This window comes from Streptomyces pilosus, assembly GCF_014649835.1.
Classification (GTDB): domain Bacteria; phylum Actinomycetota; class Actinomycetes; order Streptomycetales; family Streptomycetaceae; genus Streptomyces; species Streptomyces pilosus.
Map to the genome: position 1 here is coordinate 856,875 of NZ_BMTU01000001.1, position 11,230 is coordinate 868,104.

The following is an 11,230-nucleotide window of genomic DNA, read 5'->3' on the forward strand; positions in this document are numbered from 1 at the left end:
GCACTCAGTGAAAGTCATCAGCGTCGTCGGCGCCCGTCCGCAACTGGTGAAGCTCGCCCCCATCGCGGCGGCCTTCGCCAAGTCCGATCACGAGCACGTCATCGTGCACACCGGCCAGCACTACGACGCCGACCTGTCGGACGTGTTCTTCTCCGGTCTGGGCATTCCCGACCCCGACGTGCACCTGGGCGTCGGCTCCGGGAGCCACGGCCTGCAGACCGGCGCGGTCCTCACCGCCCTCGACCCCGTGCTCGAACGGGAGCGGCCCGACTGGGTCCTGGTCTACGGCGACACGAACTCCACCATCGCCGCCGCTCTGTCGGCCGTGAAGATGCACCTGCCGGTGGCCCACCTGGAAGCGGGGCTGCGCTCCTTCAACCGGCGCATGCCGGAGGAGCACAACCGCGTCCTCACCGACCACTGCGCCGACCTGCTGCTGGCCCCCACCGAGGAGGCCATGCGGCACCTCGCGAACGAGGGCCTCGCCCACCGGGCCCGCCTCGCGGGCGACGTCATGGTCGACATCTGCCTGCGCATCCGGGACGCCGTCCTCGCCGGTGAACACCCGGCCCCCGTCCTGCCCGAAGGCATCGACCCGGCCGAGCCGTTCCTGTTCGCGACGCTGCACCGCCCGGACAACACCGACGACCCCGAGCGGCTCGCCGCCCTCGTGGAGTCGCTCGCGAAGCTGCCGCTGCCGGTCGCCCTCGCCGCCCACCCGCGGCTGGTCGCGCGCGCCGCGGAGCACGGCATCAAGCTGACGCAGGGCAACCTGCACGTCGGCCGGCCGCTGCCGTACGCGGGCCTGGTCGCCGCCGTCCTCGCCTCCGCCGGCGTGGTCACGGACTCCGGGGGACTGCAGAAGGAGGCGTTCCTGCTGGAGCGCGTCTGCACCACGGTCCGTCCCGAGACGGAGTGGGTGGAGACCGTCGGCACCGGCTGGAACGTCCTCGTTCCCGACCCGCACCTGCTGTCGTCCGAGGAGTGGGCCGCCACGGTGACCCGCACCGCGCCGGACGCCGACCCCGGCATCCCCTACGGCGACGGCCACGCCGCCGAGAACGTCGTCCGGATCATGGAGGATTGGGAAGGAGGCAGCCGGCGCGCATGAGGCGGCTCCCGGGACGGGAACACCCGTCCCGGCGACGATCCGACAGGGTCGTTTCACCGCATTTTGCCGTGCTAGCGTCAATCGCCATGTCACCGTCTCCCCAGTCCCGGCCGTCCGCGGAAGGCACGCGGCCGCACGCCATCTACCTAGCCATCGGATTCCCTCCGGCCGCCAAGAGCTCGGCCTACCGGATGCGCGAAACCGCCAACCAGTTCATCAACGCCGGCTGGGACGTCACCGTCGTCACCATCGCCCGGGACTCGTGGGAGCGGGACTCCGGCATCGACCTCTCCCTGCTCGACCAGGTCGACCCGAGGGTCGAGGTGGTGGAACTGCCGCTCGCCCGCGAGGACCTCGAGACGGACATCCGCCTCTTCGACGAGGCGCGTGCCCTCAACCCCAACGGCTGGATCAACGCCCTGCGCAGGCGTCAGCAGAAGGCCTTCCCGGAACCGAACTTCGGTGAGTGGAGGGGCGACCTGGAGGACGCCGTCCTGCGCATCCACCGGGAGCGGCCCGCGGACCTGCTGCTCGCCACCTGCGTCCCCTACGTGAACCTGGCCGCGGCCTGGAAGCTGTGGGAAGAGGCCCGGGTGCCCTACGCGGTGGACTTCCGCGACGGGTGGTCCATCGACGTCGTCGAGGGTGTCGAGGCGTTCTCCCCCGACTCGGAGGAGGGCCGCTGGGAGGAGAAGATCCTCCGGCACGCCGTCTCCCTGTGGGTGGTCAACGACCCGATCGCCGAGCACTACCGGAAGCGCTACCCGGACTTCGCCGACCGCGTACACGTGGTGCGCAACGGCTACGACGCGGACAGTTCGCCGGGCCGCCTGCACGCCCCCGACCCCGAGGCCGGTCTGGTCTTCGGCTACCTGGGCACGGTCAACTTCAGCACCCAGCACCTGCAGACGGTGCTGAACGCCTGGCGTGCGGCGCGCGAGAAGGAGCCGCTGCTGGCCAACGCGCGGTTCGAACTCCGCGGCCACATAGGCGCCGGCGCGAGCCGCGAGGCGAACGGGCACTCCGAAATCCTCAAGCAGGCCGAGGCCGACGGGGTGTTCTTCCAGGGGCCCGCGGCCAAGGCCGAGGTGTCCTCCATCTACGCCCGGTGGGACGCCATGGTGCTGATCCTCATCGGCGGCCGGTACGTGACCTCCGGCAAGGTGTACGAGTACATGGCCACCGGCCTGCCGATCGTCTCGGCGCACGCCGTCGAGCACGACGCGTCGAACGTGCTGAAGGGCCACCCGCTCTGGACGGGCGCGGTCGGCGTCGACGAGGCGGGCCTCACGGAGTCGTTCGTCAGGGCCGCGCACATGGCGGTGGAGACGACCGACGAGATGCACGCCGAAGCCATGGCTCACGCCGATCGCTTCACCCGTGAAGCGCTGATGTCCGTCGCCGTGAAGAACCTCGTCGAAGACCTCACCAGCCGGCGGGGCTCGTCGACCACCGGAGGATCCCCCTCGTGACCGAAGTCCTTCTCGTCGCCTCCGCCCGGCCGCAGTTCGGCGTCCTCGCCGAGTCCGTACGCAAGTTCAAGGCGCAGGGCGCGCGCGTCCGCCTGGCCGGGACGTTCCACCTCGAGCCGGTCGCCGAGGAAGTCTCCGCCCTGGGCCTGGCCGAGGCGCACCAGCTGCCGCGTGGGCTGTCCCACCGCAGTCAGGCCCTGCGCCGCCGGGCGAGCAAGTCGCCCCGCGGTCTGCGCGTCTGGATGCAGTCGCAGCGCGACTCCTGGCTCCGCGGCCGGGCCCGCAAGGCCGACGTGCTGGTCGCGCTGGACCCCGACGCCGTCTACACGGTGTGGCGGCTGGCCCAGTACAACCGCGGCGCGGAAGCGAAGTTCGGTCTCGCGGCCGGTCTGAAGGCCGTCGAGACCCTGACGGCCGGCGACGGCGGGTCCGCCCGCCGGCCGACGGCTTCCGTGCTCCCGCCCCTGCCGATGGTCGCCCGTGACGTCCGCCGCAGTGTCGAGAGCCTCCCCGCCACGCTCCTGCGGACCGCGACGGCCCGGCCCGTGATGCGGTCCGGGGTCGGTGCCCGGCTCTGGCGCACCGCCGTCACCGCACCGGGCATGCCGGTCAAGGTGCGTGCCGCGACGTCGCGTTACGTCTCCGAGGGCATGCGCTGGGCGGGACGCACCAGCGGTGCCGCCCTGGCCCTCACCCAGGCCGCGGGGAAGATACCGGACCTCGCGCTCAAGGCGGAACTCCTCGACGAGGCGGTGATGCAGGAGGTCTCCAAGGGCATCCGCCCCCGCCACCTGGACAAGGCGACGGCGACCCAGCTCGCCTACGCCGACGCCGAGTTCGCCGCGGGGCGGCTCGACACGGCGGCGAAGGCGCTGAACCGGGCCCTGTTCCTCGGCTTCCACCGCGTCCTGCACATCGACCAGTTGTCGTCCCCGCTCGCGGACGACGCCGAGGGGTTCGTCGCCCCCTTCCACCGGTCGAAGGTGATGCGGGCGGTCGGCCGCCCGCAGGGCCGCCGCGTCCCCGCGGCCCCCGCGCCCACCGACCGCCCGCTGCGGCTGCTGATCATGACCAGCGCCAACGACAACTTCCTCCGTCTCGTCCAGCAGCACTACGCCGACCACCCCGGCGTCGAACTGCGCTTCCTGGACCTGGCGGCGTCGAAGCACTACAAGCGCGCCGCGTGGGCGGCCACGCGGATGCTGCAGGACCGGCTGGCCGAGGGCACCAGCGACTACCAGGAAGAGGTGGAGCGGCTGATGCGCCCCCACCTCGACTGGGCCGACACCGTCTTCCTGGAGTGGGCCGCGGGACCGGCCAGCATGCTCACCACCATCGATCCGGGCGACGCCAGGATCGTGGTGCGGCTGCACAGCTACGAGGCGTTCACCCGCTGGCCGCACCAGACGGACTTCTCCCGGATCGACGACCTCGTCTTCGTCGCCCCCCACGTGCGGGACCTGACCACGTCGCTGGTTCCCCAGCTCCGCGGTGAGCGGGCGCCGCGCCTGCACGTCCTGCACAACGCCATGGACCTCTCCGGCTTCGCCCGGCCGAAGAGCCCCGAGGCCCGCTTCAACCTGGGTCTGGTCGGCCTCAGCCAGGTCGCCAAGGACCCCAAGTGGGCGGTGCGGGTCCTGGAGCAGGTGCGCAAGCACGACGAGCGCTACCGGCTGCTCCTGGTGGGCGGCGACATGAACCGGAAGACCAGCCAGGCCACCCGTGAGTACCGCCGCGACTTCGAGGCGGAGCTGGCTCCCCTGGTGGAGTCCGGAGCGGTGGTACGGGTCGGACCGACGGACGACGTCCCGGCCGAGCTCGCCTCCATCGGCACCATCCTCAGTTCCTCGGTGCGCGAGGGCTGCCACGTCGGTGTGATGGAGGGAGCCGCGAGCGGGGCCGTCCCGGTCGTGCGGGACTGGCCGTTCTACGCCGGCAAGGCCAACGGCGCCCGGACCCTCTACCCCGGGGACTGGGTGGTCGGATCGCCCGAGGAGGCGGCCGAGCGGATCCTCAAGACGACCAGCACCGAGGAGGCGTGGCGGCAGGCCGGTCAGCGCGCCGCCGAGCACGCGCTGACCGAGTGGGACTGGCCCATGGTGCGCAAGCACTTCGACCAGCTGTTCCTGAGCAACGGCTGACCGGGAAGCGGTGATCGAGAAGCGGGGAGGGCCTCCGGTCGGAGGCCCTCCCCGCTTCTCGTCGTCCTCGTCGGTCAGGAGTGGCGCAGGCGCCATCCCTCCCACGCCGACTCGACCATCGCGCGCACGTCGTGCCGCGCGTTCCAGCCCAGCGTGGAGCGGGCGAGGTCGGCGGAGGCCACCACGCGCGCCGGATCTCCCGGACGGCGCCCCCCGACGGCCGGCCGGACGCCGGTACGCCCGGTGACGTCCAGGATCACCTCGATCATCTCGGCGACCGACACGCCCTCGCCGCGCCCGATGTTCAGGGTCAGTCGGGCGTCGGGGTCGGCGACCAGCCGGCGGGCCGCCGCGACGTGCGCGGTGGCGATGTCCTCGACGTGGACGAAGTCGCGTACGCACGTGCCGTCGGGCGTCGGGTAGTCGTCGCCGAAGATCCGCGGCGCCTCGCCCTCGTCCAGCCGTTCGAAGACCATGGGGACGAGGTTGAAGACGCCGTCGTCGCCCAGTTCGGGTGTCACCGCCCCCGCCACGTTGAAGTAGCGCAGCGAGGCCGTCGCCATCCGGTGGGCGGAGCCGACCGCCGTGACCAGCCATTCCCCGGCGAGCTTCGTCTCGCCGTAGGGGTTGATGGGGGCGGGCGGCGTCTTCTCGGTGACGAGCTCCACGTCGGGCATCCCGTAGACGGCCGCGGACGAGGAGAAGACGAAGCGGCTCACGCCCGCGGCGACGGCCGCCCCGAGCAGGACGCGCAGGCCCTCGACGTTCTCGTGGTAGTAGTGCAGCGGCCGCGCGACGGACTCGGCCACCTGCTTCTTGCCCGCGATGTGCACGATGCCGGTGACGGCGTGCTCGCGCAGGACCCGGTCCACCGTCTCCCGGTCGAGCACCGTGCCGACCTCCAGCACCACGCCCCCGGGAAGCCGTTCGGCCCGGCCGGTGCTCAGGTCGTCGAGGACGACGACGCGCTCGCCACCGTCCGTCATGGCTCTCACCACATGGGAGCCGATGAAGCCCGCGCCACCCGTGATCAGCCAGGTCATGAGAATTTCGCCTCTCGTGCCAGGGCCCCGCTCCGGCGTGTGCCGGGGCGGGGCCACCCAGTCGTGCGCCGGAGCGTCCTCAGCCGCCGATGACGACCCGGCGGACGCCCTTCCAGGCCTCCGGGTCGGTGGTGCGGCGGCCGTCCACGAGGACCGTGACGTCCGGCAGGTCGGCCGGGGTCAGGGCGCGGTACTCGGCGTGGTCGGCCTGGAGGATGGCGGCCGTGACCTTCTCGCCGGCGTGCGGGGTGAGGCCGTGCGCCGCCAGCTCCTCCGCGGTGTACATCGGGTCGGAGACGAACGGCACCGCGCCGCGCGCCCTGAGCGCCTCGACCGTCGGGAAGACGCCGGAGAACGCCGTCTCCTTGACGCCGCCGCGGTAGGCGGCGCCCAGCACCAGCACGTTGACACCGGTCAGGTCGCCGTAGGCGGCGGCGAGCAGGTCGACGGCGTACTCGGGCATCGCGGCGTTCGCCTCGCGGGCGGAGCGCACCACGGTGGCGGCCGGGTCGTTCCACAGGTACATCCGCGGGTAGATCGGGATGCAGTGGCCGCCGACGGCGATGCCCGGCTGGTGGATGTGGCTGTAGGGCTGCGAGTTGCAGGCCTCGATGACCTTCTTGACGTCGATGCCGTTGCTGTCGGCGAACCGGGCGAACTGGTTCGCCAGGCCGATGTTGACGTCGCGGTAGGTGGTCTCGGCGAGCTTGGCGAGCTCGGACGCCTCCGCGGTGCCCAGGTCCCAGACACCGTTGGGGCGGGGCAGGTCGTCGCGGGCGTCGAAGTCCAGGACCGCCTCGTAGAAGGCGACGCCGCGAGCCGCCGAGGCCTCGTCGATGCCGCCGACCAGCTTCGGGTAGCGGCGCAGGTCGGCGAAGACCCGGCCGGTGAGCACGCGCTCGGGCGAGAAGACGAGGTGGAAGTCCTCGCCCGGGGTCAGGTCCGAGCCCTCGGCGAGCATCGGTGCCCAGCGGGTGCGGGTGGTGCCGACCGGCAGCGTGGTCTCGTAGGAGACGAGCGTGCCCGGCTTGAGGCCCCGGGCGATCGCCTGGGTGGCGGCGTCCATCCAGCCGAAGTCCGGCACGCCCTCGGCGTCGACGAACAGCGGGACGACCACGACGACGGCCTCCGACTCGGCCACCGCGGCGGCCGTGTCGGTCGTCGCGCTCAGCAGCCCGGCGTCCACGGCCTGCTTGAGCTTGACGTCCAGGTCGTGCTCGCCGGGGAAGGGCTCGACGCCGGCGTTGACCAGCTCGACGACCTTCTCGTTGACGTCCGCCCCGATGACGCGGTGGCCCTTGGAGGCGAACTGCACGGCGAGCGGAAGCCCGATCTTGCCGAGCGCTACTACACAGATGTTCATGGTTCGGTCGTTACTTCCTCTTGAGACCGCGGACGAGTGTGGTCTTCACCCGGGAGGCCAGGGACTTCTTCGGCGGGTACATCCGGGCCGTGGCGACCACCACGCGGCCCTTGTCGTTGACGAGGGCAGCGGCACGGTAGGGGTCGTCGAGGCCGCCCCAGCGGCGGGACAGCGGCATGGGCCGGTCCTTGCCGGGCACCGGGATCTCGTACGTCGTCCCGGCGAGCCGCAGGTAGACCCTGGCGCCGAGCTTGGCGTCGGTCCGCTGCAGCGGGACGCGGGCGTGCAGGACGGTGCCGACGCCGTCCTCGGCGGGCTCGGTGGTGTGGTCGCCCACCGGTTCCGGGAGGGAGTGGCCGGCCGGCAGCTTCCTCGCCCCGGCCTTGTCGGCCGACTTGGGCATGGCCCCGCGGGCGAGCCGCAGGACGGCGCCGGCGTCGCCGACGACGGGCACCCTGACCGACGCCGTGTACGTGATGCCCTCGCCCTCCTGCTGCCAGGCGGAGGCGAGCAGTTCGGTGCCCTGGGCGAGCCGGCCGGGGACCGCCTCGCCGACGAGCTCGTAGCACCGGTCGGGCAGGCCGATCAGGGAGTCGCGGAAGCCGGGGTAGCGGGCGTAGGCGCGGTCCCCCTCGGCGACGAAGGGCGGCGCGCCGTGCTGCTTCTCCGAGGTGATGGCCTCGCACAGCTCGTCGATCGCCCCGGCCCGGGCCAGACAGACGCGCACCCGGCGCTTGACGTCCATCGCGTCCCGGATGCCGTCCGTGAAGTAGGCGTCGGCGAGCCGGGCGATGCCCGCGCAGATGTCGCGCTGCAGCTCACGGTCCAGGGCCGGGAAGTCGTCCTGGACGAGCTTGGCGAGTTCCCAGGTGAAGTGGCGGCGCAGCACGGCGTCGCGCTCCGGGCCGGCCTCCAGGAGCCCGGCGGTGAAGTCCATGATCTCCGCCGTGCACCGCAACCGGGCCAGATGGTCGGCGCGGTAGGTGATGTTGCTGGCGTCGCCCCGCTTCACCGCGTAGTAGCAGGTGTAGTCGGCCACCACGGAGATCTTCCGGGCGCGCACGCACGCCTCGATGGTGAACGGCTGGTCGCTGCCCACGGGCAGGTTCTCGGGGAAGCGCAGCTTGTGCCGCTCGACCAGCTCGCGCCGGAACAGCTTGGTGTTGGCGAGGGTGAAGGGCAGGGCGGAGTCGGTGAGAGCGATGTCCGGGTCGCTCTTCTTGTACAGCGCCTGGTGGACGTAGCGCCCGTTGGTGCCGACCATCTTGCCGACGACGACGTCCGAGCCGTGCTGGTCGGCGCAGGCCACCATGCGCTCCAGGGCTTCCTCGCCGAGGTAGTCGTCGGAGCCGATGAAGTAGACGTAGCGGCCGGTGGCGACGTCCAGCGCCCGGTTGCTGGGTGCCGCCGGGCCTCCGGAGTTCTCCTGGTGGATCACCTTGACGGTGTCCGGGTAGCGCTCGGCGAAGCGGTCCAGCTCGGCACCGCTGTCGTCGGTGGAGCCGTCGTCGACCGCGACGATCTCCAGACGCTTGCGTCCGATGCTCTGCCCGACGAGGGAGTTCAGGCACTCCGTCAGGTAGGGCATCGTGTTGTACACCGCGACGATCACACTGACGTCCGGTGCGGTGCGCCCCTGGCGCTCAGCCGCCATGACTGATCAGGTCCTCCGGCAGCAGCGAGACGGTGCGGTGGTCCGCGGCCGACTCCAGCACCGCGGCGGCGACCTCGACGGTCCGCAGGCCCTGGCGCAGGGTGCAGATGTCGGCGGGACGGCCGAGGACCGCGTCGCGGAACAGCTCGTGCTCGACGAGGAGCGGCTCGCGCTTGGGGATGGCGTAGCGGATCATGTCGCCCTCGGCGACGCCGCGGAAGGCCTGGAGGGCCTCCCACTCGGTGGCCACCGCCGAGTTGGAGTGGAAGGTCAGGTCGGCGGTGAGGGTGTCGGCGATGAAGCAGCCGCGCTCGCCGGTGACCGAGGTGAAGCGCTCCTTGAGCGGGCTCAGCCAGTTGACCAGGTGGTTGACCATCGTGCCGTCGTCGAGGCGGCCGACCGCGGAGACCATGTCCTCGTGGGGGCGGCCGCTCTTGGAGACGGTGTGCGCGGCGATGGAGGTGTAGGAGCGGCCCGTGACCCAGCCCGTGAGGTCGATGTCGTGGGTGGCCAGGTCCTTGACCACGCCGACGTCGGCTATCCGGTGCGGGAAGGGGCCCTGGCGCCGGGTGACGACCTGGTACACGTCGCCGAGCTCGCCCGCCTCCAGGCGCGCCCGCAGCGACAGCAGCGCGGGGTTGCAGCGCTCGATGTGCCCGACGCCGGCCACCAGGCCGCGGGACTCGAAGGCCTCCACCAGACGGCGCGCCCCCTCCACCGTGTCGGCGAGCGGCTTCTCGACCAGCGCGCAGACACCGGCGGCGGCCAGCTGCAGGCCGACCTCCTCGTGCAGCGCGGTGGGGCAGGCGACCACGGTGTAGTCGACGCCCAGGTCGATCAGTTCCTCGACGGTGGCAAGGACGGGGGCGCCCTGCGCGGCACCGTGCTTGTCGCCCATCGGGTCGACGACGCCGACGAAGTCGACGCCCTCCAGGCCGGAGAGGATGCGGGCGTGGTGGCGCCCCATGGAGCCCAGGCCGACGAGTCCGGCCCGCAGCCGCTTCGCGGTGCTCACTTCTGCTCCCCCAGGGCGTTCACGGCGGACACGATGCGCTCCAGGTCCCGCGGTGCCAGGCCCGGGTGGACGGGCAGCGAGACGACCTCGGCCGCCGCGCGCTCCGTCTCGGGCAGGTCCCAGGTCCGGCCGGCCTTCTGGTCGGGCTCCCAGTACGGCTTGAGGCGGTGGATGGGCGTCGGGTAGTACACCGCGTTGCCGATGCCGGCCTCGCTGAGGCGGGCCATGGCGGCGTCCCGGTCGCCGCTCACGCGCACGGTGTACTGGTGGTAGACGTGCCGGGCGCCGTCGGCGACCTTCGGCGTGACCACGTTCGGCGCGGTGATGTGCTCGGTGAGGTACGCGGCGTTGGCGATGCGCTGCTCGGTCCAGGCGGGGAGCTTGGCGCGCTGCACCCGTCCGATGGCGGCGGCCACGTCCGTCATGCGCATGTTGGCGCCGACGATCTCGTTGGCGTAGCGCTGCTCCATGCCCTGGTTGCGCAGCAGGCGCAGGACGCGGGCCACTTCGGCGTCCTCGGTGCTGACCATGCCGCCCTCGAGGGCGTGCATGTTCTTGGTCGGGTAGAAGCTGAAGGTTCCGGCGCTGCCGAAGGCACCGACCGGCGTGCCGTGCAGTGCCGCCGCGTGGGCCTGGCAGGCGTCCTCGACGACGGCGAGGCCGTGCCGGCCCGCGATGTCCATGATGCGGTCCATGGCGGCCGGGTGGCCGTACAGGTGGACCGGCATGACCGCCGCGGTGCGCGGGGTGAGGGCCGCTTCGACGGCCGCCGGGTCGAGGCAGAAGCTGTCGGCCTCGATGTCGGCGAAGACCACGTCGGCGCCGACCAGCCGTACCGCGTTGGCGGATGCGGCGAAGGAGAACGACGGCACGATGACCTCGTCCCCCGGGCCGATCCCCAGGGCGAGCAGGGCCAGGTGCAGCGCGGAGGTGCCGGAGTTGACGGCGACGCAGTGCCGCCCGCCGACCAGCTCGGAGAACTCCTCCTCGAAGGCGGCCACCTCCGGCCCCTGTACGACGCGGCCGCTGCGCAGCACGCGCACCGCGGCCTCGATCTCCTCCTCGCCGATGACGGGCCTGGCGGCCGGTATCAACTCATGGGCGTCGGTCATCGACGCTCCCCCTCCTCGTTCGGCGGCCTCGTGGGCGCCTCGCGATGTGATCGGGAAGGGACGGTCCCGAGCGCGGGACGTCCGTGTCCGTGTTGTCGAGATGCAACCGATGTCCGTCCACGGCACCGGTCTCCGCCCGGGTGTTGCCCCCTGGGAGCCCGTGACGGAGAACAGCCGCCTCCCGCACAGGTCGCGGTGAGCGGCTGGGTCCACGGCGGCGGCGGAAGTACAGCGGCCGAGACCGTGATTACGTTACCAGCAGATGAGAGGGAAAATTTCTCACAGTTACCACAGAGAAACCTTCCAGCGGTCAATGAGC

The 11,230-nt window shown here is 71.9% G+C and carries 8 protein-coding genes; 3 read left to right on the plus strand and 5 right to left on the minus strand.

Annotation, left to right across the window (positions count from 1 at the left end; translation table 11 throughout):
* Positions 1-7: 7 nt before the first annotated feature.
* The 3 genes from wecB to IE118_RS03890 all read left to right on the plus strand — a co-directional run bounded on the left by wecB (position 8) and on the right by IE118_RS03890 (position 4,724).
* Positions 8-1,111: a non-hydrolyzing UDP-N-acetylglucosamine 2-epimerase gene (gene wecB, locus IE118_RS03880; protein ID WP_189555796.1), complete on the plus strand. Its 1,104-nt coding sequence runs from the start codon at positions 8-10 to the stop codon at positions 1,109-1,111.
* A gap of 191 nt (positions 1,112-1,302) precedes the next feature.
* Positions 1,303-2,583, plus strand: coding sequence for a glycosyltransferase (locus IE118_RS03885; RefSeq protein ID WP_221345289.1), 1,281 nt, complete (start codon positions 1,303-1,305; stop codon positions 2,581-2,583).
* Entirely contained in the window at positions 2,580-4,724 is a 2,145-nt protein-coding gene (locus IE118_RS03890) for a glycosyltransferase (protein WP_189555798.1), read from the plus strand. Before IE118_RS03885 ends, IE118_RS03890 begins: the two co-directional genes overlap by 4 nt.
* Positions 4,725-4,798: 74 nt before the next feature.
* Here IE118_RS03890 and galE read toward each other — a convergent pair whose 3' ends face one another.
* From galE to IE118_RS03915, 5 genes are all read right to left on the minus strand, one after another.
* Entirely contained in the window at positions 4,799-5,767 is a 969-nt protein-coding gene (gene galE, locus IE118_RS03895; protein ID WP_189555799.1) for a UDP-glucose 4-epimerase GalE, read from the minus strand.
* Positions 5,768-5,846: 79 nt separating this feature from the next.
* On the minus strand, positions 5,847-7,130 hold the full coding sequence (locus IE118_RS03900; RefSeq protein ID WP_189555800.1) for a nucleotide sugar dehydrogenase: 1,284 nt from the start codon (positions 7,128-7,130) through the stop codon (positions 5,847-5,849).
* A 10-nt stretch (positions 7,131-7,140) separates the two neighbouring features.
* A complete protein-coding gene (locus IE118_RS03905) occupies positions 7,141-8,784 on the minus strand; it encodes a glycosyltransferase family 2 protein (RefSeq protein WP_189555801.1) in 1,644 nt (547 codons plus the stop codon).
* Positions 8,774-9,799: a Gfo/Idh/MocA family protein gene (locus IE118_RS03910; RefSeq protein WP_189555802.1), complete on the minus strand. Its 1,026-nt coding sequence runs from the start codon at positions 9,797-9,799 to the stop codon at positions 8,774-8,776. Before IE118_RS03910 ends, IE118_RS03905 begins: the two co-directional genes overlap by 11 nt.
* Positions 9,796-10,911, minus strand: a complete 1,116-nt coding sequence (locus tag IE118_RS03915) for a DegT/DnrJ/EryC1/StrS family aminotransferase (protein ID WP_189555803.1) — start codon at positions 10,909-10,911, stop codon at positions 9,796-9,798. Before IE118_RS03915 ends, IE118_RS03910 begins: the two co-directional genes overlap by 4 nt.
* Between the last annotated feature and the right edge of the window lie 319 nt (positions 10,912-11,230).